Source organism: Tunturiibacter gelidiferens (assembly GCF_051013345.1).
GTDB lineage: Bacteria > Acidobacteriota > Terriglobia > Terriglobales > Acidobacteriaceae > Edaphobacter > Edaphobacter gelidiferens_A.
This window is the reverse complement of sequence record NZ_CP132939.1, coordinates 4,163,607-4,187,970: the sequence shown is the minus strand read 5'-3', so window position 1 is coordinate 4,187,970 and position 24,364 is coordinate 4,163,607. Positions and strand designations below refer to the sequence as shown.

The following is a 24,364-nucleotide window of genomic DNA, read 5'->3' as shown; positions in this document are numbered from 1 at the left end:
CAACAGCTCTATATCAGTGGCCAATGGGTTTCTGCCGTTCAATTGCTGCCTTCAAGGCAAAACACTCGTTGAGTATGGATCAGCTCCGGTGCGGGTGTGGTCCAACGTCTGTGGAGCGACGTCTTTCGGACTCAAAGTACCCCCAGCGCGAGGCAACGCAACATGGCCGCTTTTCCAGGCGGACAGGGCCATTCGATTTCCAATCCACAATTCGATTCCACAATTTAGGCGGCCTTCAACGACTTTGGCGGTTTTAGGTGTTCCCCACGGTTTGTAGTTCGTTGAAAAACCTGAAACGGGAAGACTGCCACGGCAACCCCATCTTGACGCAGGAGCTTTACCTGAGTCAAGTATGTTATTACCACCGAAATGGTGGTGACACGACGGGCAGAACAGCTGGGATTGGAAGTAGTTCCAATCTCCTCATTTGTCGCAGGGTGTAATGCAAGTGAGATAAAGAGGAGCGACTTGAAGTCGAGCATCAAGTGGTTGCATGGTTTCGCACGTAGTCCAACGTTGTTTTCAGTACGTCGTGCTTGTTTCCAATTCATCGAAATTGAGGTGTCTTGCATTGGCGTCCAACCGCTTCCTCAGAGCGTCGCCCTCAATCGTGCTTTGGCATGTCAACTCGCGAGCGAGAGATTCGATGAGCGGTTGATCCGTCCGCAGAAGCCGTGAAGCCAACTTGTACCCGGTATGCGCAAAGGGATTGCTGTCTGTCACTGCTTTGGCGACACCCCAATCGACCGCAGTTTGCCGCGCGTCAAGGGCACTCGACATATCGGATATGAGCTCTTTGTGCAACTCATCCGAAATTGGATCACTGATTGCCTGATCCACGATCGATCCGACGTAGACGAAGGCGAAGGCTCTGCCTAGCAGCTTCGCGTCATCCCGAAACGAGTCACGCTGGCTCTTCCAGTCGCATACGATACCGCTAGGGCACTCGCTGCTACGAGTAACCGAAAGTAGCGCGACTGGAAATCCTGCACGATATGCCATTACGGCTCGCGCGGCGAGATGTTTTGCACTTTGTTGTTGTGACGCTGTGTTTTCTGGCACTGAATCAACTCCTAACATTTCTCTTCGACGATCACTTTTGTTTCAAGACCAATGCGATTTGACTCTCAACTCTATGAGCGAAAGCTGTGATCTAGGGCAGTGTTGAGCTAGGGAATCTCTGCGCAAGTTCTCCGTTTGCGGCCTGATTGATTAATACTGTTGCCAGGGGTGAAGGACGGTGAAGCAGCAGAGTTTGGCGTCGCAGGCTGTGTTTGAGAGGTACGGGCGGAAGAGTCGGCGGGAGTTGTTTCTGGACGAGATGGAGCAGGTAGTTCCGTGGTCAGGCCTGTAATCGCTAGTCGATCCTCACTACGCGAAGGCGGGGAACGGGCGCCGTCCGGTGGGGCTGGGGATCATGCTGCGGACGTACTTTGTTCAGCAATGGTTCAACCTGTCGGATCCCGGGGTGGAAGAGGCGTTGTACGAATCTGCCGCGCTGCGCCGGTTCGTGGGCGTGGATCTCGGCGTTGCTCCGCCGCCAGACGAGACGACCATCTGCCGCTTCCGCCATCTGCTGGAGAAGCACGATCTGGGTGGTCTGATGCTGGAGGCTGTGAACGTGCATCTGGAGGCCAGGGGCATCCGCATTGCGACGGGCACGATCGTGGATGCGACCATCATCCACGCGCCTTGCTCCACCAAGAACAAGTCCGGCGAGCGTGACCCGGAGATGCATCAGACCAGGAAGGGGAACCAGTGGTACTTCGGTCTGAAGGCGCATATCGGGGTGGACAGCAAAGAGGGCGTGGTGCATTCGGTCTGCACGTCCGCGGCCTCGGTGGCCGACAAGCACATGCTGCCCGACCTGCTACACGGCGAAGAGCGCAAGGTGTGGGGTGACGGTGGCTATCAGGGCCAGACAGAGGCGATCCAGGAGGCCGCGCCACACGCGCAGGACATGACCTGCCGCAGGACGAAGTTCAAAAACTATGTGGACGAAGAAGCGAAACGAAAGAACACCACGAAGTCGAAAGTAAGAGCGAAAGTAGAACATGTGTTCCGCATCCTGAAACGCGTCTTCGGCTTCGACAGGGTACGCTATCGTGGCATCGCGAAGAACCATCACCGGCTCTGCGCGAACTTCGCCCTGATCAATCTCTACCTGCATCGCAAACGCCTGGCCCCGCTCGGGGCGTAGTGCGTCTGGAGGCCAGAAAACGGCCGCTCCAACACTTCAAATCAAATCGAGAACCAACCACTTCCGACATCACCAATCGAAAACCCCGCAACATCAAGCTCCGTTCGCCGCCGCCGTCCAATCAAACACCTGCGCAGGGGCTCCCTAGATTGACCGCAAGCTTGTTTTCTTTTCGGACATCGAGTTCACTTCATGTTGCCAAATAGCTTTTGGAGCTCGCCATGCGCCATGGAGTCTTTCGCAAAGAGCTCTGAATCTCCCGCAGCGAGAAATCCTTCCATAAGTTTTGCGATCCGATGCCAAACGATCTGCGATATGCCTGAGCCGACACTGAGACGTCGGACTCCAAGCTTGGCGAGATCAGCCGCCTTGGGAAGACTAGGCCACGCGAGAAGGTTTAGAGGAAGCTTTGTTCCGAAGGTGATCCGGGCGATCTGCGTCAATTCGGTCAACGCCGGGACAAAGAGACCATCGGCTCCCGCATTACTGTAGAGAATCGCTCGCGTCAGAGTCTCGTCGGCCTTGTTCTCGTCCAAGACCAAGTTTCGGAGATACACATCGGTTCGCACGTTAACGAAGACGTCTACTTTCATCACTGATGCGGCTCGCTTGATCGCTTCGATTTTTTTGCCAACAGGCTTGGCTCGCCTGTGCCGTCCTCGATGTTGATGCCTGCGATGCCAACATCCAGGAAACGTTTTAGATTTTCGCCAACTAGCACAGGATCGTCTGAGTAGCCCGACTCCATATCGATGGAAACCGGCACCTTTACAGCCTTGACCAAATCGCTCGCCAGTTGGGCTTGTCGCTCGACTGGTAACTTGTTGCCATCGGGATAGCCCAAGGACCAAGCAACACCAGCACTTGTCGTTGCGACTGCTTTCGCTCCGAGCAACTCCGCAAGCCTGGCTCCTCCAACATCCCAGACATTCGGAAGGAGCAAAGGTTGATCTGCTTTTGAATGAAGCGCCCTAAATGTTCGAGTCTTAGGCATGGGTATTTACGCCTTTCAGGTTATCGGGAAGAGCCCTTCGACCGCTGATCATGGTGCCCGCTAGTGTGGCCTTCGGAATCTCAAACGCGGCGTTCTTGAAATCCTCGGTTGGGAGCGTTCGTCTCGGGATTGCCGACGACGGATTGAGGGCTCGGGACAGTGATGCGTTGGCTAATGTCATGATCACTCACGGTACTTCCAAGTTACCGAAGGAAGTACATCCGGAAGTCCGGTTTGTGCGTCACGGAGTCCGCCGCATTGTCCTATTTATGCGAAGACGATGAACCGTTAACGTTGTCAGCCTAATACCTGATTTTTCTTTAGGTCGTATCTTCGCCAGCTGATGTGTTCTATAAAGAGCGAGGGTCGCCAGGACCTGGAGGGTGTCGTGCTATCCAGAAATCATCCGTGTCGACTACAACGAGGCCGTCTAAGCAAATTACAGCGGGCAAGTGCATCCGCAATTGAGAGGAGCAGATTAATGTTTTCGGTCCTATTCGAAGTTCACCCGAAATCAGATCAGTGGGATGCGTATCTTGAGTACGCAAAAATGCTCAGACCGGAGCTTGAGCAGGTTGAGGGATTCGTTGACAACATCCGTTACCGCAGCCTGAATCGTGAAGGTTGGATACTCTCGTTCTCAAACTGGCGAGACGAAAAGGCTGTCGTTCGCTGGCGGACGAACATGAAGCACCATGAGGTGCAGGAGTTAGGACGCGGCGAAGTGCTTCTCGACTACCATCTCCGCGTTGGTCAGGTCACACATGACACCGGCTTACCTGAAGGGATCGAACCCCGAGAGCATCGATTCGATGAGACCGAGGTTGGCGTCGGGACTGCCGCGGTTCTCATTGACGCCAGACGACCTTCAGACTGGAAGGAAACGACGAATCCTGCCGATTGCGCTGAATGGCTAGGTCTTCGGCCGCTTCATGGATTCCTCGATTGGGATCTGTTCGACGCGATCTTGACGCCTGGGAGCATCATCCTGATGGTGCTATTCAAGGATGGTCCCACAGCCACTGCTTTCATCGATTCGGTATCCATTACAGACGATGCGCGGCTGCGTTCTGTGCGAATCATCCGCGACTACAGCATGTTTGACCGGCGAGAAGCACCGCAGTACTTCCCAGAAGCTGCGCGATCGTCGGTTCGAAGCTAATCGATTCTGAGGCAGATCAGTGAGCAACGAAAAAGACTTTAGGACGCAACACACGGACTCGAAGTCCCCCTGGTTTGAGAATCGGATGATTCCAGCTTTCTGCCATCCATAGACCAACGCCCGACCGCCCTTGTAGTTGAGACCCTCTCAGGAACTCCCTATGATTTGAGTCTGGAGAAGCCCGCTCGCTTCTCCCTCGTCTGCTTTTATCGTGGCCTGCATTGTCCTGTCTGTTCGAATTACCTTAGGGAGCTCGATCGACTGACACCGGCTCTTGGAAAGCGAGGCGTAACCACCGTCGCGATTAGCTCGGATACAGAGGAGCGTGCGCGACAGATGTCTCAAAAGATCGGTGCCGTAAACCTGAGGATTGGATACGGTCTTGAGTTGCCCGAAGCTCGTAAGTGGGGTCTCTATATCTCAGCATCGCGGGGAGAGAGCTCCATCGGGATCGTCGAACCACCACTGTTTTCAGAACCTGGCGTATTTCTTTTGAGGCCGGATCAGTCGATCTACTACATCTCAGTCCAGTCCATGCCTTTCGTTCGGCCCAACTTCCAGGAGATGGTGCAGGCGCTCGACTTCATCATCAACACTGATTACCCGGCAAGAGGCGAGTATATAGGAGTCGTTTAAACGCAGGAAATGGCTTCGAAGAATTAGCTAGTGGCTGTTGATTCGATTACGTTGTCCGAATCTGCAAACGGTAGCTTATGCATCGCCCATTCCGGCATTGGTGGGTGGACCGTCCAATATATTGCACTGCGGACCATACATGAGACCGACGTGTTTCAGTCTTCTGATTTTGGGTTACTTCGCGGGATAGCCCGCGATAGCGACATTCTAGGAATCTCGGTATTACAGGTAGCTTCAGTTCCCGCGACGCCTATACGAGTGGATACGGTTTATCCGTCAGTGCCTAGAAATCCTGTCGATCGGTGAGTGGACATATTGTCTTTTCCAGCTGTTTCCTGCTCTTTGCACGATCGACAATGAGTTGAAATAGCCAAATGCTGAAGCGCGAATCTCCATGAAAGTTCTCAAGATCACGATAGGCGCTGATAAATGCTTCCTGGACGACCTCCTCCGCTCTGGCTTGATGGAGGAGCATGCTGAACGCGATCAGATAAGCATCCCGTTCGTAGGGTCGTACTAGTTGGTGGAAGAGGTCGGAATCACCGGCGATGATACGTGCAACTAAAACCATCTCATCTGGTGGAGAGCAGCGATCTGCCTCGGTATTTGAATCCATCGCATCTTCTCTATATCAACTGTGCGGCAAGAGGATTCTCCCCAGATCTTTCGAGTCAGGAAGAATGGCTTCAGCTTTGATCTTAGAGAGACAGCATGGAATCCGAACTGATGAAAAGTGTAGGTGAGCAATTGAGAAGATAGCTTACATTTCCAGTGAGAGAGACAAATTATCGAGGAGATAATTCCTATGAAACTGGCATGGCACAACAACAATGGAGCTGACCGATGAAGGCGATAGTGGTGACGGATCAGGCCGCGGGAACGGCCGGAATGATGGGAATACTTTGTGGTGGAGGAAAACGGCATGGAACAGTCCCTCAGATCGGCGACAGGATTACTGACAAATCAGCACCGCCCGATGAGGGCGGTGTCCGTGACTGGATCGGGCCGCAGGCCTTTGTGCATTGGGTCAAACTGCGGAGCTGGATCGATGCATCCTACCCCGGAGTTTTCGCGCCGGAATGGCTCTATGGTGGCAAAAACCGCGGTTGGTCCCTGCGCTACAAGAAGACCAAAGCGTTCTGCACAATCCTCCCAGAATACAGGCGGCTTTCGATCGTCGTAGTCGTGGGGGAGCGGAACGCGAGAAATTTGAGGAGCGACGCTATGTCTGGCGCTCACAGTTAGTCAAACTCTACGATGAAGCCAAAATATATCCCGACGGGAGATTTCTTACAGTTGCGATCTCCTCCGCGGAGGATCGTCGCGAAGTGATGGAGCTCTTGATTATGAAGCGCCCTCCACCGTCACGCGGCGCTGGAAAGAGCCATTTCGGAGCAATAAGTAAAATACCCAACTGCAAGAGGCCGATCTGAGCGGCGACCGCCAGAATTAGAGGATAAAGCGCCTCTTGTTACGTCAACCTGCCCGTTCACCCAAAGGAACCACTATGACCAATTGCGTCATCGACTGCATCCTGAGCCGAAGCTCCACGAAGTATTACGACCCTGCCACCACCTTGAGCGACGACCAAATCCGTGAGCTGGTGCGGATCGGCACCAGCGCGCCGACATCCTTCCACTTGCAGAACTGGCGCTTCATTGCCGTGCGCTCGCCGGAAGCCAAGGCTCGTCTGCGTCCGATCGCTTGGAATCAGCCCGCGACCACCGAAGCAGCCGTTACCTTCATCGTCTGCGGCCAGTTGGTCGAGACCAGCGTAATTCCGGCGCGCCTGGCGCCGTTGGTGGAAGCGGGCATCATGACGCCGGAAATGGTGCCGGAATGGGAAATCCCCGCACGCGATCTGTATATGGCCTACCCGCAGCGCCGGCGCGACGAGGCTATTCGCACCGCGACCTTCGGCGCGGCGGCAATCATCTATGCGGCCCGATCGATGGGCATGGGTTCGACGCCGATGATCGGCTTCGATTTTGACGCGGTGCATCGCGAGTTTGGACTCGCTGAGGACGAAGTACCGGTCATGCTGCTGTCCATAGGACCGGAGCGGCCGGGCAACTGGGCGCAGAAACCGCGCCTGCCGGTGTCCGATGTACTGGAGCTCGTTTAGTTATTAGTAAAACCAGTAATTTGAGGAGAATACGATGCCAAGAAGTGCAGCTCTAACGCCGGAACAGGTGCCGGTCGATTCGAAACCGACCCTCGATGCGTTCACCAAGAATATCGGGTTCACCCCAAATATGATGGCGACTTTCGCCGCGAGCCCTATCGCGTTCAACGCCTGGGCCACCTTTTTCGGCTCCTTGAGCAAGGTGCTCGACGTGAAGACCCGCGACAGCATCGGCCTCGCCGTCTCCGAAGTGAACGGCTGCAACTACTGCCTGACAGTTCACAGCTTTACGGCTGAGCATATGGCGAAGCTGCCGACCGATGAAATCATTCTTGCTCGGAAGGGCCATGCCAGCGACCCGAAGCGGGACGCCGCCATCCAGTTTGCGCGCAGGATCATCGAGACCCGTGGCAAGGTCAGTGACGGCGATGTGAAGGCCGTTCGCGATGCCGGCTACACGGATGCGAACGTCATCGAAATCGTCGCGCTGGTGGCGATGTACTCGCTGACGAACTTCTTCAATAACGTGTTCGACCCTGAGAAAGACTTTCCCGCCGTCGCGCCGGCGGGCTCGGTCTGAACTCTATCCGGTCGCATCGACCATCTCCGAAAGTGAGAGGCTTCATGTGACAAGAACATAACGCGAAAGCCCAGATGCACTCCCGATTCTTTGAAATACGTCTGGGCTTTCGCATATGTCAGCAAGATTGAGGCAAACACTATGCCCAGAGTTACTGGCCAAACCCTGTACAAGTGCCGGCCGAATCGAAGCCGACTCTCGATGAAGAGCCTTGGGAGCGCATCTGGGCTTTTCGTCTCGGAGGGAGAAAACCCATGAAGTTCCGACCCATTATCGCCGCCATCTGCACGGCCTTCGCCATCTCAATGGCTGGCGCCGCCTCCGCCCATGATGGCGAAGCGCAAACCGTCACGAAGAACTTCGAGGCGGCCATTCCCAATATCCCGGGCAAGTCGCTGGTTGCCCTAGAGGTCGATTACGCGCCGGGCGCGGCGTCTCCGTCCCACACCCACGCAGAATCGGCTTTCATCTACGCTTATGTGATCTCGGGCGCGATCGAGTCAAAGGTGAATGACGGTGAGACGCGCATCTATCGAGCAGGCGAGAGCTGGTCCGAAGCGCCGGGCGCGATTCATTCGATCAGCCGCAACGCGAGCAAGACCGAGCCGGCGAAGCTGCTCGCGGTCTTCGTCCTCGACACCAATGACAAGGCGCTGACCACGCCCATCAATAGGGACCGTCAACCATAACGCATGCAACTTTACGACCGCATCGCCGATCGCTTGCCTTTCATCAAGTACCGAAAGCTATTCGCATGAACGTCCTCCATATTGATTGCAGCCCGCGTCCGGAATCGCACAGCCGCTACCTTTCGGTTGCGATCGTCCAAAAGCTCCTTGAGGTTTCGCCCGCCGCGAGCATTACCCGCCGGGACCTTGGCGCTGACCCACTGCCGCACGCCACAGCCGACTACGCAACCACGCTGTCGTCTCTGGCCACGCTGGCGGCTCCGGTGAAGGGCTCGCTGGATCACGCGGAAGCGCTTATTCATGAAGTCGAGGCGGCCGATGTGATTGTCATGGGAACGCCCATGCACAACCTTACCGTCCCCTCAGTCCTCAAAGCATGGATCGACCAAGTCCTGCGCGCCGGTCGCACCTTCAAATCGACGCCTGCCGGGAAAGTCGGAATGCTGCGGGATCGTCCGGTGTTCATCGGCATTGCTTCCGGTGGCGTCTTTTCCGGCGAGCGAGCCAACCAGCCCGATTTTCTTACGCCGTATCTGTCGGTGGTGCTGGGCAGCATTGGGCTGAAAACCCTGCAATTCCTGTTCGTACAAGCCACCGCGTTTCTCGACGGGGACCAGGCCACATTAGCGAGGGGAAAGCGCTTGCGGCGATCGACCTGACGGTCATGCCAAAGTTCCCATCTCTGGCGACTGTAAAAGGAGCGTAAGACATGAAGATTGTCGTGGTCGGCGGCACTGGCTTGATCGGCTCGAAGACGGTTGCCATTCTCCGCAGCGGCGGCAACGAGGTCGTCGCGGCGTCCCCCAAAAGATGGAGTCAACACCGTCACCGGGGAAGGGCTCAAAGAAGCGATCGCCGGCGGAGCCGCTACCTTGCAGGCAAAGAAGGGCCGCCGTTTACGTCAAGATCGTCCAACCCGTAGTTGTTTTCGTGAACGACGATCTTCGGATAGTGAGGTAACGTCGTCGATCTCATTCGCCGCAAATCATATTAGTCTCGAGGTGATAATCGCGAGCGATGACGCATCCGGTTGAAATCAGCCGTGACGCCTTGAGCATCGTCATATGCGGGAATCAATACGTGTTCGGGCTTAACCAGATCCGTGCCGAGAAGTAACGCATCGGAATAACCAAGTTGATTCCGGAGATTGCGGAGAATTGTGCGTGCTTCGAATGGCTCGAAATTTCCGATACTGGAACCGATGTAAAGCGCTATTGTGATTCCGACAAATCGGTCGAGCTTGATTGGCTTGCTGACGTAATCCGAAACTATCGGTTCTACGCGAATTCCTGGCAAGTCCCGCTCCAAGCTTCTCTGAGCCCCTTCAAGGGACGCGGGAGAAATATCGATCGGGACATACGTCAGATCAGACGAAAGAGCCCGCGCTTCGGAAAGGAGGATGCTCGTCTTTTCTGCTGAACCAGCGCCGAGCTCAATGATGCGAACAGGGGCATCTGCTTGGGAGAGTGCTTGGCCCAGGATGCTTCTCACATTATCTCGAAGGATTCTTCGCTCAAGCCGAGAGACATAGTATTCCGGCAGCGCAGTGATTTCCTCAAACAATGCAGATCCAGCATCGTCGTAAAAGAGCCAAGGAGCTAGCGACTTCCGCTTGCTCATTAACCCTCTGCGAACTTCAGAGATGACAGCATCCATGGACTCGGCATCGCCGAGGATGGTGGACGTTTCGATCGATATGGATTCCATGTACGCTTAGATTTTCAATCAAGGACGATCGAAGGAACCTGAAGATTTCCACAACCTAGCAAGGCTCACATAACCCTCTTCAAGGATTCAATTTGCGCCTCTGATGTGGAATCCAAGCCGCCTCCACCCCTTAGATCGAAGAGAAGGTTACGCATTGGACGAAAAGGTCTGTTCTTTTCGGGACACACCCAAGGTTCACCTTCGTCAAAGGTCTAACTTTCAATTCCGGGTCCTTCCATTGCATATCCAATGGAGAGGACCCAAAATCAAAAGGGATCTCTTGGCAACGCCCTTTCAATCTTTTTTACTCCGCCCTTGACAGTTCGTGAATTCTCCCCTATACTTTCTGCTCTTTAATCCCCGTCTCTCATCGGATTCAAGTCACCAAAACTCCACGACGAGATTGTAGCAACGACGTTTTGCAAGGTCTAAAAGGAGGAACACCATGATGGACTTTCGCTTGGCGATGGTCTCTTTGATGTTCGTCGCACTGACCACCGCTCATTCACAAACGGAACCGCAGAGCAAAAGTACGTTCAACGGATTTGATCTTGTCGATAAGGCTGGCAATATCGGCAAGCCCAAGGACTTCCGAGACAGGTATCCGACCCTTGGAAGTTACATGGTTCTCGATCCAAAAGGAAATCAGATGCACATCACGTACTCTTCGCCTGGCGCAGCTGAATACTATCGCAAGAACGGCAAGTTCGCTGACGGCACAGTTTTGGTGAAGGAGGTCTTCGGAACTGAACATGCCCAGATGACAACCGGAGATGCAAATTGGGCTTCGGGAACAAAAGTGTGGTTCGTCATGGTGAAGGACGAAAAAGGGCACTTCCCCGGTAACCCTCTTTGGGGCAATGGTTGGGGCTGGGCTCTTTATAAATCTGATGCGCCAGACAAGCAAGTGGCCACCGACTTCAAGAAGGACTGCTTAGGTTGCCACATCCCCGCTAAAGGCACGGACTGGATCTACGTCCAAGGATATCCAGTTCTAGGCGCAAAGTAACAGGGCTTCTCGCTCCGCATGATGTTGAGCGTAAACCGAAAGGAAAACGATAATGAAGAAATACCTGATCGTACTCGCTGTGAGTGTTTTGATCGCCGGATATGCCGCCTTTGTTCGTGGAAAGGTATTTGCTCAACAAGCGCCAAAACAATCAAGCGCGGAGTTTACTTCCGACGGCAAGCTCAAACTGCCCGTCGGATTTCGCAAATGGGTCTTCGTTGGTGCTCCCCTGACGCCGAATGCGCTTAATGGCGGAGCGGCCAATTTTCCGGAATTCCATCATGTATACGTTGAGGCAAAGAATCTTGATGCTTATATGAAGACAGGCACATTTCCCGAAGGCACGGTATTTGTGAAAGAACTGACACGCGTACTCAATCCGACCTTCCCTGACGGTTCGCGAACTGAGCCCTCCGGAAGAGGCTTCTTCAACGGCGAACTCAATGGTATCGACGAAACGGTAAAGGACAGCAAGCGCTTTGCCAAAACTAACGGCTGGGGATTTTTCACATTCGGACATCATCCCATGCCTTATGCGGAGACGGCCGCAGAATCTCCAGTCTCTGAGTGTGCATGGTGCCACATTGCTAATGTCGCCAAGACCGACATGACCTGGGTCCAGTTTTACCCAATACTTCGCGACAAAGTGAAGTGAAACACTGCAGTGTGCGGAACGCCCGTGGGTTGATCGGACGGGAAGACCTCAATTCTGCGAAAGCAAGGATAAAGGGTGGATAAGTCATGACCGCTATGGCGAAGTTAGCAATCGCAGCACTATTGATCACGACCATTGCCGCGGATCCACAGCCAGACAAAAAGGGTGGGGCGGCATTTACGAAAGATGGGGATTTAGTTCTGCCGACCGGCTATCGGTCCTGGGTCTTTATAGGAGGGCCAATCACGCCCAATGGCCTCAATGACGGCAATGCACAGTTCCCCGAGTTCCACAGTGTCTACGTCCAAAAGGAGAACTTTCAGTATTACCAGAAGAACGGTAAATTCCCCGACGGAACCGTAATGGCGAAGGAGCTATCACTAGTGCTACCCGGTGGCCATGCGGACGGATCCTTGGACTCGGCATCAGGGCGAGGTTATTTCCCGAGTTCGCTAAGCGGTCTTGATGTGATGGTGAAAGACGCTAAACGCTTTGGCAAGACAAACGACTGGGGGTTCTTCACATTCGGTCATCATGCCCAACCGTACGAACCTGTGGCCAAAGAGCGTTCGAGCAAAGAATGCGCCTCTTGTCATATTGCGTTTGTTTCCAAAACGGATATGGTCTGGGTCCAGTATTACCCACTACTTAAGGCGAACATCGAGTGAGTTCTTCAGCGAAGGTTTAAATGAAAGATAGATTTCGCGGTTCAGCCATAGATAGAGGCGAACAGTAGACATGTTGTGTGTCTTACATATCACCGATAAGCGGTGGCGCCGGAGCGCAACACAAGAATAGGATTGGCGGACGCCTGGCGTTTCCCGAGTGAGGGTGGTGCCCCGCTCAAGCTCGGCTGGGCCCTCTGACGCGCGGTGCTTGAGCATCGTCGATGCTCAAGCACCACTCGCGAAGCTATGGAAAGTATACGGCGTGGGCGTTGGGCAATCCCCGACTCCTTACGGACGAACGCGGATGATCGTCTTTCCCTTGATCCGCTCGGTCCGGTTGAAAGCGGCGACGGCATCGTCAAGGGCAGCCACATTGCCGATGTTTGTCCGCAGCCGACCACGCCGCAGCCGGTGGACGAGCTCATTCAATTGAGCGTGATCGGGTACGACTACGAAGTCGATAGTAAGGCCGCCAGCCGGCCGCGCCTCGGTCGGGCCTGTGACAGTCACCAGAGTTCCTCCGGCGCGAATCAAGCCCGCAGACCGCTTCACGATGTCGCCGCCGATAACATCGAACACCAGATCGACTTCGCCGACGTCTTCCAGGGCGTCGTTATCGAGGTCGACGAACTCCTGTGCGCCGAAGTCGAGAGCCGTCTGACGGCCGCCGGCGCGCCCGGTGCCGATGACGTACGCGCCGGCATCACGTGCGAGCTGGCTCGCCATCGAACCGACTACGCCTGCCGCACCGTGCACGAGGACGCTCTGCCCCGCCTGAAGGCGGCCGTGCTCGAACAGCCCCTGCCACGCGGTCAGGCCCGGCATCACGAGGGCCGCGCCCACCGTGAAGTCAACGTCGCCCGGCAGCGGCGTAAGGTAGCGTGCCTCGACGGCCACATACTCAGCCAGCGTGCCGTCGCGATACCAGTCCGTGAGGCCGAACACCCGCTGTCCAATCGACAGCCCCGTCGTGCCATATCCGAGAGCGGTGACCACTCCGGCCAGTTCGTGTCCGGGGATTGAAGGCGTCCGGTCACGGCCGACGCGATCGGTCCAGGTCGAGGGCCACGTCAGCTCATCCCCGGTGAATCCCGACGCATGAATCTGAACAACGACGTCGTTTATCGCCGCCTGCGGCTCGGGCCGCTTCACCAGCTTCACCCCGGCCGTTCCCGCAGCCTGATCCGTCACAACGATTGCTTTCATGATAATTTTCTCCTCGTTTATCTGTCTCTTTAGTGAAAATGTTGCAGGAATGGAAAGCCCGTTCGATCTCGAATGCGACGGGCCATGCGTAGTTGCTGAAGGCGAAGGTGGAACGGTACCCTGTCAGTTATCGACATGACCTTACTCCCCGAACTTCCCGGAGGACGGCGGTTTGACCAGGGACACGTCATCGACAATCTTTTTTACGAAAAACTTGCTTCTGTCGCAGCGTCGGAGCTCATCGTGATGGCTCCGTTAAGTCCGGTCGGAAAGAAGCCACCCCGTTTGGCATTTGCCTGCATGCCGAAGGCGAGGTGCAGGACCTGGCCAGCCGTCCGGGTTGCGACAAGGCCATTTTTTAAGTGAATAGAGAGGTACTGTGTGTCCTTTCCGCTAGGGGAGGAATCAGGTCAGCGCCATCAACCGGCGATGACGGAATCTTCAAACGCGCGACCTGAGTATGAATGCTGCCCGCATGTTCGGCTTCCGCTGCAAGAAGACGTGCAGCCGTAGTAATAATTTCTGGGGTTCTAAGCATACCGGCAGCCCCAGCATATGCCGTCACTCCGATGTCCTCCAGAATGCGCGCGACGGTAAGAAAGTCAGTCTGGTTGCCGAAGCCAATACCAAGAGCATTCAGATTGATATTGGGTTTCGCAACAGCCGCTGAGCCGAGGGCGTCTCGCAACAATACAACATGTGCTCGTTCATCTGATCCAATCTCAGCGGCAATATCACGGCTGAAAATCTCGTTATTGTCGAATTTAACCTGAGAACCACCGGCTGTTGTGCCACCAGTCGCAGGATTATCGCCCGTTGCCTTGCCATCGATGCTGATGCCAAAGCTCGTGATTGATTTGCCCGTGACGGCATAGGTGTAGAACTCCGCTTCGAGGTATTCAAGATTCAGTGCGAAATTGAGTATGTCGGTTTCCGTGATGGGCTCCGACTTTCCGGCTGGCGATCCGCGCTCGCGGTGTCGATCTTCTTCATAAAACGTTCGCGATTTGACGAAGCAGATGCTACGTCGTTAAACATATTCTTAGGCATGGAATTCTCCAATATCTATTCGTTGTGGACCGTCGATGATCTGCCTCGGGGAACGGTCAGCCAAGTGATGCACAGAGGCGAGGAGTAGCGGTTAAAGCTAAACATTTCCGTAGAGTGCAAGCGTCCTCTAATTCCTTTATGCGCTCCGAACGGGAAGAGCTTAAGGGCAAGTATCGACTGCAGACCATATAGTCGTCATCTCAAAATATGCAGGATCACGCCTGTTGTTTTCTTCAGGCAGAGTTGATTGATGGTCTACTTGGGAAATTGAGTTTGCAGTCGTAAATCCGTGAATCCTGATGGGAAAGGACACACTAGGTAGAACAACCTTCGATATCGCGTAACATCTTTTCTGAATAATGATGCCCGACACAATATGTCCTTACTGCGCGGAAATATTCGCGTTGCTCGCATTCAAGTAAACAACTTGGAGGAACAATACTAAAGGTGAAGAGTCGCCTCAAATGGATGGCAGCTTCAGTCAGTCTCGTCATTTCAACGAATCGCCACAACCAAACCGTAACGCAGGAATGCATGTCCGATCGGATCGATCCGAGCTACGCGGGCTGCCCAGATATTCGTCGTCTCAGTAGATGGATTATTCATGAAAACCCACCAACTGGGAATTCGTGGCTTCGCGATGCGCAAATCATTCTGATGTCGTGGCGCATCGTAACCTGTCTCACGCACGCTCACAGCGGTGCGCCTAACCACTTCAAAGTGTCGAGCAAGACGAAGCTATTCTCCCAGAGGGAATCTTCTGGAATGCACCTGTGGTTTCCACAGGTTTAAAAGCCCTGTCCGCTTTGCATCACTCAGTGAAACTGCGAGGAAGTAATGGATGGTGGTGCGAGGCAGGGCGCGCTTTGCTCCCTACTTTAGCGAAAGGCACCTCACAATCCAGGGTGGAACGGAGGGCTGTTACCCTCGTGCAGCCAAAAGCGCCTGCAATCCGTGCCAACCCCAATACACTCTATGATGCGTGATAAAACCATCCTTGATCTCCATCACTTCCAAGATATCGGCTTGATCTCCATCCGGTGTTTCTCTTGGGTATTCCCAAACAAGCTGATGAACGTCAGAGAAATATGTGCCGGTACGATACCATTGGTTTGTACTTCTACTGATCTTGCTATAAACCGTCTAAAAAAAGGCTCGAATCTAGCTCTCCCCTTCACAATGCCCTTACTCTGCCCTAACGTCAAAATTGCAGTCGGGGACTCGAACACCGCGTCCGTCGCATAAAGCCCAGCCAAAACATCCAGATCCCCGCTTACTGTTGCTCGGTGCCAATCGTCGAAGATACGTTTGATCGCTGCATCTGTACTTATATTTGCCCTCCTTGGAGTTTCGAAGATCGAGACCGCAGTGTTTAGGAACACATACCCGCTAAAGATTTCACTTGGTAAGTCCATCGGCAGGAAACGTGCTCGATCGAGGAGTTCAGCACACTAGTCGTCGTGGTTCCAACCGCCATTGTCAATGCCTTCCGTGGAGGCATCCTGACTGTCATTGACGAGGGTGTCAATCGAATCGTTTTCCGATTCGATCATTTCTTCGCGAGCGTCCGCATCGCTGTAAGCGTCGCTACGAAATTCTTCCTCTTCGACCAGTTCACCTTCAGAACGTTCGCCGTCATTGCTTACCTGTCCGTAACCCGCTTCGCGGGCTATGATCGCTTCGATTCCCCTATCCATTAGCTTCACCTCTTACTTTCAGCTTCGATTGGTCAGTCTTTATCGCATATTAGCAACTACTGAAGCTTCAGAACCCGGTACAAAGATGATTCATCCAGATGGCTCGTCACACTATCGTCCCAAAATATTGCAAGTAAACGTCGTTTCAGCGGTGCCGCGAAAATCTTAGTTTAGAGATACGGCCATCACTGCCACCTGTAGGAACCTATACGCCTCGCTCTCCAAGACGGGCGCTGGTCTATGGATGGCAGAAAGCTGGAATCATCCGATTCTCAAACCAGGAAGAAACACTTTTCCCACTGACTGAGGGTTCCTGATCTTGGGCTATACATATGATCGTGGAAACTGTGACAGGTGACGCTATTCGTTTCTATAGGTTCAGTGCTGCGCAAATCTATAGAGTGAGTTCGGTAGCTGTGTTTACTTATGCGGTCGGCTCCACTTGGACGAAAACCGGCTAATCGGACAATTTGGATGCACTTGGCCCGTAGCCGCCCTCTCGATGAGTGCATTGGTTCGTCACCGATTGCTATTTCAAAATGATCCACTGCTCAACGTCTACCTAAGTTTCCCTGACGAGGCCATAAATCGCGGCAATGTTGGGGTGATTCAGGGAAGCCAGCGTGCGCGCTTCGCGTCGGAGGCGAGATAGCCGTTCCGCGTCGCGCGCGAACTCATGAGGCAGTGTCTTGATGGCGACATCGCGGCCGAGCTTGCGATCATGCGCCCGATATACCTCGCCCATGCCGCCGGCGCCTAACGCAGACATGATCCGATAAGGTCCGAATTGCTGGCCAAGCAGGGACCCCGCGGCCGTCAGTGTGACACGCATGTTCTCAATTGCAGGTCTTTCCAGGAAACTCCCGGCTTGTTTTTCCTTCGCCAGCAGTAGATCGACCTGTCGTCGCAGGTCGATGTCTCCGTTGCAAGTCCCGTCGAGAAATGTTTGCCGCGCATCCGGCGGCCGCTCCAGCGCCGCGTGAAAGAGTTCCTCGACTTTTCGCCAAAGTTCCTGTTCCATGGCCGAGTCCTGTCGAGCGGACGATATATGACAATCTCAATCAGTGTGCCAACCGGGCATGCTGCATTGCTATGGAGTATGTCAATCGCAAAGAGCACGCGCCAGATCCGGATGGTCCTCGCCGCCAATGCCCATCCCCCATCATTGGTCGGAATTATAGGCTCAAACCCCAATTGGCCGAGAGCTGACAACGAACAACAATTCTTGGCCGGGGCCAATGCACCAATGACCACCAACATTGCCCACGAACAGCTCTGGGAGTGCATACGACAAACAGGACTTGTCGGAAGCGAGTCGCCTAGCTCCCAGATGACGGGCAAACCGCACCTTACTGCCTGTTGCTCCGACCGGAGTCACCATGCCGCCTCGGACAGCTGCACTGCTGAGAGGCGGGACCGGAAGGCAGGCATCATTATCGAGTAAATTGTGGTTCTCAAAAGGCCTCTCAGGTTTCCCGGACGACTTTCCTGGGCTCTTTGTCGTTTCGAAGCGCAACGAACTTCGTGTGACGAAGATGGTTTGCGTCTGTCCATTCCAAAAAGTCTATGCGGGCTACGGCCTCTGGTCTAAGCCACACGCATTCCTCCATCTTCTCCGCCGTTAGCCCCTGTCCCCATCGCCCCGCGGCGATCTCGGGAAGATTCACGAAGGGACAGCGTGAAGTCTGCAGGTGTTTGATTCTCTCGAACACCTCCCGCCTGGTTGCAGGGACGAAGCCTGCTCGAACGCGGGAGGCGTATGGCCCATAGTCCCGATCGCTTCCCCGGCTGATACACGCTATCGGCGCGCTTCGCTGTCATAACCTATTATTCAACTATCTAGCGCGGTGGAAAGCTGCGGAGCAGGGAAGGGGCTAAATGGACCCTTTGCGAGACGCGCAAGAACCAAGTTCAATGAGCAAACCGGGAACTAGAGACCCGGAATTACACTCCTCGAAGCGCCCTTGCAGCCCTTTCCTCTACCCGGCAGGGTCCATTCGCCGTCAATCAGCAAACCCTTTCCAACTTCAAATCGTTTGCCGTTGGCTGCTTGGTAAGCGGCATCCTGCTTTCGGTCGGCGTCCGTACCGGGTGCTTGCCGGTTCCATTCCCGAGCGTCTTGCATATCGGCGCGCCAGCGACGCCGGCAGGGCATTGACTGAAACTTCTTTCCCTTCGCTCAATCACCGCACGGATAAGCTTGCTCCTTGAAGGGTTATAGGCCGGCATCGGTCCGGCATCCAGGATTTTGGGGCAGGGAATTGACGTTTGCAGTGGGCTCTACTCATTTACGCCTGTGCGTCGCTCAAGTTCGAATGGTTTCACTTCGCCCCGAGGGAGTAAGGCCATTTTATCCAACTCACTTCTGAGCTCCCGGTATCCCTCATACAGCTTCAGCAATTTGCCCATACCGCCCAGCTCCCCAACTGTACGAATCATAGCCAGGTGTGAGAAACGAAGGACCTCAACCTGACGCTCGAGTTCTGCGATCCACGAATCTTTCTGCGCGAGTTGACCTGCGAATTGATCGCGGGAGCGCTTCGGCATTCGCTCCTGCCACTTTCGATACCGGTTCTGCTGCATCTGAAAGCGGCTCAATAAATCTGAGCGAGCAGAGCTTCGGGTGATCGAAGATGCATGTTTCAGCGACGGGCGATTCCTGGCCACAGCCCGTGCCATAATCGTCTCATTGGAATCAAGCATCTCTTGAAGAATCGTGTTTTATCGAGTTTCTTTGGATGATCTTTATAGTTTTACTTGGCTTTACGGAAGCGGCACTGACTCTGCCCTGGAGCAACGGCCCGGTCGAAGGGCATGTGCACCGGCTCAAGCTGATCAAACGGCAGATGTACGGACGTGCCAGCTTCGATCTGTTATGCCTCCGTATTCTCCATCAGGCTTGATCAGCCGGTGCTCCGAACGCGACGCAGGGGCGCTCCCCGCTTCACCAAATGTGCGTCAGAGCCCAAATATTTAGCAAAACGACAGTCTGGATGAGCGCTGTCAGGGTTGCGGCGGTCAATCTCCAAAGGGGCGGGAACGGCTTGCCAAGTCGAAGGAAGCCCTGCGGCCGCACACGAATAGTGGCATAATGACAGCGCGATCAAACGTTCCTCGCCGCGAGGCTGCAAATAGCTGTCCTGATCTGGTCGGGTACGCGAACGAGCCCTGCGGATACGCGAGCCGAAAGCCTATCGGGCTACACAATGGAACCAACGAGTATCAAGCCGAAACTCGAGGCGGTCTTAGGTGCCACCCGGCGGCTCGTCGCAGTTTCAGACCTAGCACAGTACCTTGGAACCAGCTTAGACGAGATGGAGGACGGATTGCGCGCGTTCGAGGACGATTTGCGGAAACCGGATCGCGGCCTTCGGCTCGAGCGAAATCGCGGCACGGTGGGCATTAATGTTAAGCCCAAGTACGAACCGCTGGTCGCCCGGTTGTTCCCGCTGCGTGCGCCGAACCTCACCGCTGATTCAATTGAAACGCTGGCCGTCATCACTCTCATGCAGCCGATCACCACGAAGACAATCGCGATGATTCGCCATGTGTCGGACGCTTGGGTCACGGTGCAAAATATGGCTCGTCGCGGGCTGATCGCGTACAGCTACATCAATGGAGCGCGTCACTGGCACGTGACGCAGGCGTTTTTGGACCGATTCGACCTTGTCAGCTCGGCAGAGCTTCGCGACGAGGCAGTTTTTCAGGATACATTCCCGACGGTTCCGCTCAAAATATGGCATCTCAAGACAGAGTCGGTACTCGAACTGGAGACTAAGCCGCCAGTCGAGCCGACGGCTAACAAGGAATTCGAACTCGTTCCAAAGTTGCGACCCTTATCCAAGGAGTCACTCGAGGTCCTTGCAATCATAGTATATCGACAGCCTGTCAGCTTAGCTGACATCAACACTCTAAGAAAAGTTTCGAGTAATGGACCTCTTCAGACACTTCGTAGGCGCGGACTAGTTGTCTCCAACAAGACGGGAAAGAACGGCGAGATGTTATGGTCGGCGGCTCCAGCTGTTTGGGAAATGTTTCACCCCTCCTCGCGACTTGGAGGACACAGATGAGGCATAATTACCTGAAATTTGGAGACGGTATTACCTGAATGGACGTTAGCCACTAGAAGCAACATCGGAAAAACTACCAGAACGTCCGATAACACATATTATGTATAGAGAAGATGTAGCAACCCAATAGAAATGTCACGGTCCTCCTCTTTTGAAATGTCATGTTCAAAGGATGGATCTGATTAGGATGAGCCAGCGTGATTTAACGCGTATTGCGGTTTTGAGTGAAGTACTTGCGGGCCAACGGACAGTCGTTGCGGCAGCCTCGGTTTTAGACATCAGCGTTCGCCAGGCATTCCGGCTGCTGGCTCGATACCAGGAGCTGGGTGGCTCCGGCCTCGCCCACAAGGCCAGAGGCCGGGACTCGAACAGGAAGATCAACTCAGGTATTCGGGCGTACGCCGTTGAGCTTGTCAGGTCCCACTACAGCGACTTCGGCCCCACGCTTGCGGCGGAGGCTCTTGCGGAGCGGCATGGCATTCGTCTGGGCACGGAGACCCTGCGGCGCTGGATGATGGCTGAAGGCTTATGGCTTTCTCGGAAGCAACGCAAGCGATTTCATCAGCCTCGTCTTCGCCGCGAGCGCGTCGGAGAGCTGGTCCAGATCGACGGCAGCAATCACCGCTGGTTTGAGCATCGAGGGGAGCCGTGCACGCTTCTGGTCTTCATCGACGATGCGACGAGCCGCTTGATGCAGTTGAAGTTCGTTTTGAGCGAGAGCACCGATTCCTACTTCTATGCGCTCCGTGGATACCTTGAAGCGCATGGTGCTCCTGTGGCGTTCTACTCCGACAAGCACACGGTCTTCCGACAAAATCGTGAGGCCAAGGGAGGCCAAGGCATGACGCAGTTCGGTCGTGCCTTAGCCGAGCTAAACATCGAGATCATCTGTGCGAACTCCAGCCAGGCCAAGGGGCGCGTGGAGCGCGTGAATCGAACGCTGCAGGACCGCTTGGTGAAGGAATTACGCCTAGCCAACATCAGCGACATAGAAGCAGGCAACGACTTCCTGCAGGACTTCATGCAACGCTTCAACGAACGCTTCGCTGTTCTCCCGGCAAATGCCGGCGACCTTCATCGCCCCATCCCTGACACAACAAGGCGACTGGAAGACATTCTCTGTCATCAGGAGAAACGACATGTCGGGGCGCAGCTCACGTTCCACTACGACAGGAAGCAGGTCATCCTTGAGAAGACCGAAGTCGCAAAGGGGCTCGCCGGGGAGTATGTCGACGTCTTCGATTTCGCGGACAGACCTCTTGAAGTCCGGTGGAATGGGTACATCCTTCCCTACCGCATTTTCAGCAAGGATCAGCGCGTCAGCCACACTGCGATCGTCGAGAATAAGCGCCTGGGGCATACGTTGGCGCTCATCAAGGCGCAACAAGATACGCACTTCGAAGCCAAGGTGAAGACCAATAGCGAGAAGGGGCAGTATCAAAAACGCGGGCGGCAGATATACGGGCCGGATTATGTTCCGAAGGTTCCGGCCAAAGCGGCTGCGTTGGCTGAGGCAACTGGTTCATTGGCGATCCTGATTCCGGCACCGGCGTATCGCTGGCAAGAGATAAGGAGTGAAGCTTCATCTGTCACGAATGCGTACGGGCTTTCGGACACACATGACGAACGGCGAAGTTATCGCGCGGGAAATCGGGGCGGTGGAAATGTTTAGAATGACATTTCTAAAGAGCAGTCTTCCCTGACATTTCTAAACGGGTGGAACAGAAGACAGCAACCGCGGCCGCCTCAACCAGCCGCCGTCCGTTCAAGTAAAAGATTGTCATTCTGAGAAGTAAACCATCGCCTACAGCTCAAAGCGGCTGGTCTGCAGAGGCCTCAGCTCTAAAAGCATCTTTAGATTCTCTCGGTACCCATCCGCGACCATACTTCCCTGCACGCTGGAATCAGTACCGATTGAGGATGACACCTTGCCTTCCTGTTGTATCCGGCCACTCACGCCCGTCACGCAGTAGCTGATCGCCTCTTGGTACGTCTAGTCCGATGGAAATACATATGTCCTCGAGGCGCCTCCGTAGCGGTTCTCTGAATCAGCGTCGCCGCTGAGTTCAGCCTATGCAACACGACGCGCTCTCAATGACCTAACTTCGTTACACTGGCTTCTCACTGGCACAAAACATCGGGCAATCCAGTTTGTTGTCCCCTCGGAGCGGCATCGGCTCCATGTGGCCGATAGGGTGCGCTCGCTAGAGACAGGTTACTGGATCGTCCTTCATTTCCTACTTGGATTGTCCCGCCTTTTCTGGATTTGTGTCGAGGAGTTTACCGCGGAGCGGCACGATTTTCGTCATCCAAGCAGGATGGTCCTGGGCGAGCAGGCTTGCGTAATCGAGCGAATCCCTATCGCCTTGCGCGATCAAAGCATCCACGTATTGCTGCAGACTTACCGTGCTCCACGGCGAAATAGGACGCACATCGCTCTCGGTGAAATACCAGCGCCCGAATGCATCCCATGGGCTGTCGGATTTCGACTGCAATAGCTGCTCTCGCAGTTGCTTAATCCTGCCAAGATCGGGAAGACGTGAACGATCATAGCGGACCTGTGTGGAGGCAAATTCTGCCAGATCAGCAACCCACGCTGGCGGAGCCTGATGCGGAGGCACATCGAAGATTTGAACAGAACCATCTTTCGACGCAACCAGTAGCGACGACCCGCCCGGACTGAAAACAACAGTTGTCATATTGTCTTTGGCTTTCAGTGGCAGACTCAGAGGCTGCCCGGTATTTGCATCCCAGATGCGAGCGGTATGGTCATGCGAGGCAGTCGCCACCAGATTCCCGTCTGGATTGAATGCTGCACCGACCACCGCATCGGCATGCTGAAGCGGCGGAGTGATCGCAGACCCCGTCTTCGCATCCCAAACTCGTGCCGTGTGGTCCCAGGAAGCAGTCACAACACGGGATGCATCGCGGTTGAAGGCAGCGGACAGTACCCAGTACCCATGCTGCAATACAGGCCCCAACGGCTGGCCCGTCTGCGCATTCCATAGCCTCGCGGTGTAATCTGCAGAAGCTGTCAGGATCGTGTTGCCGTCAGGGCTAAAGACCGCAGTAAAAACATTGTTCTGGTGCCTTAAAGGATTCATCAGGCGAGAGCCTGTTTTGGGGTCCAGTATGTCGGCTATGCCATCAGCCGTACCTGCAATAAGGCGAGAGCCGTCAGGGCTGAATTGGACGGAGAAAACACTATCGTGGTAGCGGACAGGCGGAGAGATTGGCAGGCCTGTATTCGCATCCCACACTCTGGCCCTGCCGTCAGATGCGCCTGTTGCAACCATCTTTCCGTCGGGACTAAAGGTCACGTACCTGACATCGTCAATAGAAGGCATGGGCACGCCGATGGGGTGACCTGTCTGTACATCCCAAACCCTTGCCGTGTGATCCTCAGATCCGGTTACGACGCGTTTGCCATCCGGGCTGAACACAGCCATCAAAACATCATCCTCATGCTTTAGAAGAACGAGTTGCTTCCCTGTGCGGGCGTCCCATATGCGTGCCGTGTGGTCTGCGGATGCGGTGACGATCTTCGTTCCATCGGGGCTGTAAGCGGCAAAGAGAACTGCGTCAGAATGACCGCGTAACAGCAATCGACTGTTGGTGCGCTGCTCCGTGAGCAGTTCGAATACAAGGCCTGCAGCAGGATTTCCCTGCGGTTGCAGGCGCAGGCTCTCCGCAAGAAGCCCAAGGGCTTCAGGCTTGCTTCCCTCTTCCGCAGTTTTGGAGGCCAACAGAAAATCGACATATGCCTGGCTGTAGCTCCTGCTCCGGACGCTTTGACTATCATCATTCGCTGTTGCCTGATAGCTAGCGGGCTTTAACTCCTCAGCATGCGATACATTCACAGTCGCCATCGCACCAATGTAAGTGAGTACCCACAATATCTGCTTCTTCACAATCG

The 24,364-nt window shown here is 54.6% G+C and carries 24 protein-coding genes and 3 pseudogenes; 16 read left to right on the top strand and 11 right to left on the bottom strand.

Features of this window, described 5'->3' with window-relative positions; translation table 11 throughout:
- Positions 1–522: 522 nt before the first annotated feature.
- Positions 523–1,002, bottom strand: coding sequence for a hypothetical protein (locus RBB80_RS20970; RefSeq protein WP_433964329.1), 480 nt, complete (start codon positions 1,000–1,002; stop codon positions 523–525).
- Positions 1,003–1,240: 238 nt separating this feature from the next.
- On the opposite strand from RBB80_RS20970, the pseudogene RBB80_RS20965 reads away from it, so the two are divergent.
- Positions 1,241–2,200, top strand: a pseudogene (locus tag RBB80_RS20965) (IS5 family transposase).
- 185 nt (positions 2,201–2,385) lie between these two features.
- Here the strand turns inward: RBB80_RS20965 and RBB80_RS20960 are convergent.
- Positions 2,386–3,194, bottom strand: a pseudogene (locus RBB80_RS20960) (isocitrate lyase/PEP mutase family protein).
- Between the two features lie 481 nt (positions 3,195–3,675).
- Between RBB80_RS20960 and RBB80_RS20955 the strand changes: the two are divergent.
- Positions 3,676–4,356 carry an antibiotic biosynthesis monooxygenase family protein gene (locus RBB80_RS20955; RefSeq protein ID WP_433964328.1) on the top strand — a complete coding sequence of 227 codons (681 nt, stop codon included), beginning with the start codon at positions 3,676–3,678 and terminating at the stop codon, positions 4,354–4,356.
- A gap of 99 nt (positions 4,357–4,455) precedes the next feature.
- On the top strand, positions 4,456–4,992 hold the full coding sequence (locus tag RBB80_RS20950; protein WP_433969798.1) for a peroxiredoxin-like family protein: 537 nt from the start codon (positions 4,456–4,458) through the stop codon (positions 4,990–4,992).
- 283 nt (positions 4,993–5,275) lie between these two features.
- Here the strand turns inward: RBB80_RS20950 and RBB80_RS20945 are convergent, their stop codons facing one another.
- The gene (locus RBB80_RS20945) at positions 5,276–5,608 is read right to left on the bottom strand and encodes a sigma factor (RefSeq protein ID WP_433964327.1); all 333 of its coding nucleotides are present in this window, start codon (positions 5,606–5,608) and stop codon (positions 5,276–5,278) included.
- Between the two features lie 227 nt (positions 5,609–5,835).
- Between RBB80_RS20945 and RBB80_RS20940 the strand changes: the two genes are divergently transcribed.
- From RBB80_RS20940 to RBB80_RS20910, 7 genes are all read left to right on the top strand, one after another.
- Complete coding sequence (locus tag RBB80_RS20940; RefSeq protein ID WP_433964326.1) at positions 5,836–6,237, top strand: DUF3788 family protein; 402 nt, start codon at positions 5,836–5,838, stop codon at positions 6,235–6,237.
- Positions 6,132–6,425, top strand: coding sequence for a DUF3788 family protein (locus tag RBB80_RS20935; protein WP_433969796.1), 294 nt, complete (start codon positions 6,132–6,134; stop codon positions 6,423–6,425). Before RBB80_RS20940 ends, RBB80_RS20935 begins: the two co-directional genes overlap by 106 nt.
- Before the next feature lie 74 nt (positions 6,426–6,499).
- Entirely contained in the window at positions 6,500–7,117 is a 618-nt protein-coding gene (locus RBB80_RS20930) for a nitroreductase family protein (protein WP_433964325.1), read from the top strand.
- A 34-nt stretch (positions 7,118–7,151) separates the two neighbouring features.
- A complete protein-coding gene (locus RBB80_RS20925; protein ID WP_433964324.1) occupies positions 7,152–7,697 on the top strand; it encodes a carboxymuconolactone decarboxylase family protein in 546 nt (181 codons plus the stop codon).
- 254 nt (positions 7,698–7,951) lie between these two features.
- Positions 7,952–8,386: a cupin domain-containing protein gene (locus RBB80_RS20920; RefSeq protein WP_433964323.1), complete on the top strand. Its 435-nt coding sequence runs from the start codon at positions 7,952–7,954 to the stop codon at positions 8,384–8,386.
- 65 nt (positions 8,387–8,451) lie between these two features.
- Positions 8,452–9,045, top strand: a complete 594-nt coding sequence (locus RBB80_RS20915; RefSeq protein ID WP_433964322.1) for an FMN-dependent NADH-azoreductase — start codon at positions 8,452–8,454, stop codon at positions 9,043–9,045.
- 50 nt (positions 9,046–9,095) lie between these two features.
- Positions 9,096–9,308 carry a hypothetical protein gene (locus tag RBB80_RS20910; RefSeq protein WP_433964321.1) on the top strand — a complete coding sequence of 71 codons (213 nt, stop codon included), beginning with the start codon at positions 9,096–9,098 and terminating at the stop codon, positions 9,306–9,308.
- A gap of 68 nt (positions 9,309–9,376) precedes the next feature.
- Here RBB80_RS20910 and RBB80_RS20905 read toward each other — a convergent pair whose 3' ends face one another.
- The gene (locus tag RBB80_RS20905; RefSeq protein ID WP_433964320.1) at positions 9,377–10,093 is read right to left on the bottom strand and encodes an L-histidine N(alpha)-methyltransferase; all 717 of its coding nucleotides are present in this window, start codon (positions 10,091–10,093) and stop codon (positions 9,377–9,379) included.
- Positions 10,094–10,538: 445 nt separating this feature from the next.
- On the opposite strand from RBB80_RS20905, the gene RBB80_RS20900 reads away from it, so the two are divergent.
- The 3 genes from RBB80_RS20900 to RBB80_RS20890 all read left to right on the top strand — a co-directional run bounded on the left by RBB80_RS20900 (position 10,539) and on the right by RBB80_RS20890 (position 12,425).
- The gene (locus RBB80_RS20900; protein ID WP_433964319.1) at positions 10,539–11,102 is read left to right on the top strand and encodes a cytochrome P460 family protein; all 564 of its coding nucleotides are present in this window, start codon (positions 10,539–10,541) and stop codon (positions 11,100–11,102) included.
- A 52-nt stretch (positions 11,103–11,154) separates the two neighbouring features.
- Positions 11,155–11,757 (top strand): cytochrome P460 family protein, encoded by a 603-nt coding sequence (locus tag RBB80_RS20895; RefSeq protein ID WP_433964318.1) that lies wholly within the window; start codon positions 11,155–11,157, stop codon positions 11,755–11,757.
- Positions 11,758–11,843: 86 nt separating this feature from the next.
- A complete protein-coding gene (locus RBB80_RS20890) occupies positions 11,844–12,425 on the top strand; it encodes a cytochrome P460 family protein (protein ID WP_433964317.1) in 582 nt (193 codons plus the stop codon).
- Positions 12,426–12,713: 288 nt separating this feature from the next.
- Here RBB80_RS20890 and RBB80_RS20885 read toward each other — a convergent pair whose 3' ends face one another.
- The 6 genes from RBB80_RS20885 to RBB80_RS20860 all read right to left on the bottom strand — a co-directional run bounded on the left by RBB80_RS20885 (position 12,714) and on the right by RBB80_RS20860 (position 18,925).
- Positions 12,714–13,631, bottom strand: coding sequence for an NADP-dependent oxidoreductase (locus RBB80_RS20885; protein WP_433964316.1), 918 nt, complete (start codon positions 13,629–13,631; stop codon positions 12,714–12,716).
- Positions 13,632–13,989: 358 nt separating this feature from the next.
- Positions 13,990–14,556 (bottom strand): ferritin-like domain-containing protein, encoded by a 567-nt coding sequence (locus tag RBB80_RS20880; protein ID WP_433969795.1) that lies wholly within the window; start codon positions 14,554–14,556, stop codon positions 13,990–13,992.
- Positions 14,557–16,132: 1,576 nt separating this feature from the next.
- Complete coding sequence (locus RBB80_RS20875) at positions 16,133–16,378, bottom strand: hypothetical protein (RefSeq protein ID WP_433964315.1); 246 nt, start codon at positions 16,376–16,378, stop codon at positions 16,133–16,135.
- Between the two features lie 562 nt (positions 16,379–16,940).
- Entirely contained in the window at positions 16,941–17,399 is a 459-nt protein-coding gene (locus RBB80_RS20870; RefSeq protein WP_433964314.1) for a protein kinase domain-containing protein, read from the bottom strand.
- A gap of 445 nt (positions 17,400–17,844) precedes the next feature.
- A complete protein-coding gene (locus RBB80_RS20865) occupies positions 17,845–18,171 on the bottom strand; it encodes an ATP-dependent DNA ligase (protein ID WP_433969794.1) in 327 nt (108 codons plus the stop codon).
- Positions 18,172–18,658: 487 nt separating this feature from the next.
- The gene (locus RBB80_RS20860; RefSeq protein ID WP_433964313.1) at positions 18,659–18,925 is read right to left on the bottom strand and encodes a hypothetical protein; all 267 of its coding nucleotides are present in this window, start codon (positions 18,923–18,925) and stop codon (positions 18,659–18,661) included.
- A gap of 191 nt (positions 18,926–19,116) precedes the next feature.
- Here RBB80_RS20860 and RBB80_RS20855 point away from each other — a divergent pair, with 191 nt between their 5' ends.
- The 3 genes and pseudogenes from RBB80_RS20855 to RBB80_RS20845 form a co-directional block, all read left to right on the top strand.
- Positions 19,117–19,281: a hypothetical protein gene (locus RBB80_RS20855; RefSeq protein ID WP_433970079.1), complete on the top strand. Its 165-nt coding sequence runs from the start codon at positions 19,117–19,119 to the stop codon at positions 19,279–19,281.
- A 303-nt stretch (positions 19,282–19,584) separates the two neighbouring features.
- A complete protein-coding gene (locus RBB80_RS20850; protein WP_433964312.1) occupies positions 19,585–20,448 on the top strand; it encodes an SMC-Scp complex subunit ScpB in 864 nt (287 codons plus the stop codon).
- Between the two features lie 172 nt (positions 20,449–20,620).
- A pseudogene (locus RBB80_RS20845) lies at positions 20,621–21,904 on the top strand (ISNCY family transposase); the annotation flags it as partial.
- A gap of 781 nt (positions 21,905–22,685) precedes the next feature.
- Here RBB80_RS20845 and RBB80_RS20840 read toward each other — a convergent pair.
- On the bottom strand, positions 22,686–24,359 hold the full coding sequence (locus tag RBB80_RS20840; RefSeq protein ID WP_433964311.1) for a WD40 repeat domain-containing protein: 1,674 nt from the start codon (positions 24,357–24,359) through the stop codon (positions 22,686–22,688).
- Positions 24,360–24,364: the final 5 nt, after the last annotated feature.

What these genes read in the sequence shown, in the direction of transcription:
- RBB80_RS20860 (WP_433964313.1), bottom strand. Translation starts at nt 18,925, where the DNA reads ATGCCGAAGCGCTCCCGCGATCAATTCGCAGGTCAACTCGCGCAGAAA.
- RBB80_RS20895 (WP_433964318.1), top strand. Translation starts at nt 11,155, where the DNA reads ATGAAGAAATACCTGATCGTACTCGCTGTGAGTGTTTTGATCGCCGGA.
- RBB80_RS20905 (WP_433964320.1), bottom strand. Translation starts at nt 10,093, where the DNA reads ATGGAATCCATATCGATCGAAACGTCCACCATCCTCGGCGATGCCGAG.
- RBB80_RS20885 (WP_433964316.1), bottom strand. Translation starts at nt 13,631, where the DNA reads ATGAAAGCAATCGTTGTGACGGATCAGGCTGCGGGAACGGCCGGGGTG.
- RBB80_RS20875 (WP_433964315.1), bottom strand. Translation starts at nt 16,378, where the DNA reads ATGGATAGGGGAATCGAAGCGATCATAGCCCGCGAAGCGGGTTACGGA.
- RBB80_RS20930 (WP_433964325.1), top strand. Translation starts at nt 6,500, where the DNA reads ATGACCAATTGCGTCATCGACTGCATCCTGAGCCGAAGCTCCACGAAG.
- RBB80_RS20855 (WP_433970079.1), top strand. Translation starts at nt 19,117, where the DNA reads ATGATCTTTATAGTTTTACTTGGCTTTACGGAAGCGGCACTGACTCTG.
- RBB80_RS20945 (WP_433964327.1), bottom strand. Translation starts at nt 5,608, where the DNA reads ATGGATTCAAATACCGAGGCAGATCGCTGCTCTCCACCAGATGAGATG.
- RBB80_RS20910 (WP_433964321.1), top strand. Translation starts at nt 9,096, where the DNA reads ATGAAGATTGTCGTGGTCGGCGGCACTGGCTTGATCGGCTCGAAGACG.
- RBB80_RS20870 (WP_433964314.1), bottom strand. Translation starts at nt 17,399, where the DNA reads ATGGAACAGGAACTTTGGCGAAAAGTCGAGGAACTCTTTCACGCGGCG.
- RBB80_RS20900 (WP_433964319.1), top strand. Translation starts at nt 10,539, where the DNA reads ATGATGGACTTTCGCTTGGCGATGGTCTCTTTGATGTTCGTCGCACTG.
- RBB80_RS20890 (WP_433964317.1), top strand. Translation starts at nt 11,844, where the DNA reads ATGACCGCTATGGCGAAGTTAGCAATCGCAGCACTATTGATCACGACC.
- RBB80_RS20915 (WP_433964322.1), top strand. Translation starts at nt 8,452, where the DNA reads ATGAACGTCCTCCATATTGATTGCAGCCCGCGTCCGGAATCGCACAGC.
- RBB80_RS20850 (WP_433964312.1), top strand. Translation starts at nt 19,585, where the DNA reads ATGGAACCAACGAGTATCAAGCCGAAACTCGAGGCGGTCTTAGGTGCC.
- RBB80_RS20940 (WP_433964326.1), top strand. Translation starts at nt 5,836, where the DNA reads ATGAAGGCGATAGTGGTGACGGATCAGGCCGCGGGAACGGCCGGAATG.
- RBB80_RS20920 (WP_433964323.1), top strand. Translation starts at nt 7,952, where the DNA reads ATGAAGTTCCGACCCATTATCGCCGCCATCTGCACGGCCTTCGCCATC.
- RBB80_RS20925 (WP_433964324.1), top strand. Translation starts at nt 7,152, where the DNA reads ATGCCAAGAAGTGCAGCTCTAACGCCGGAACAGGTGCCGGTCGATTCG.
- RBB80_RS20955 (WP_433964328.1), top strand. Translation starts at nt 3,676, where the DNA reads ATGTTTTCGGTCCTATTCGAAGTTCACCCGAAATCAGATCAGTGGGAT.
- RBB80_RS20970 (WP_433964329.1), bottom strand. Translation starts at nt 1,002, where the DNA reads ATGGCATATCGTGCAGGATTTCCAGTCGCGCTACTTTCGGTTACTCGT.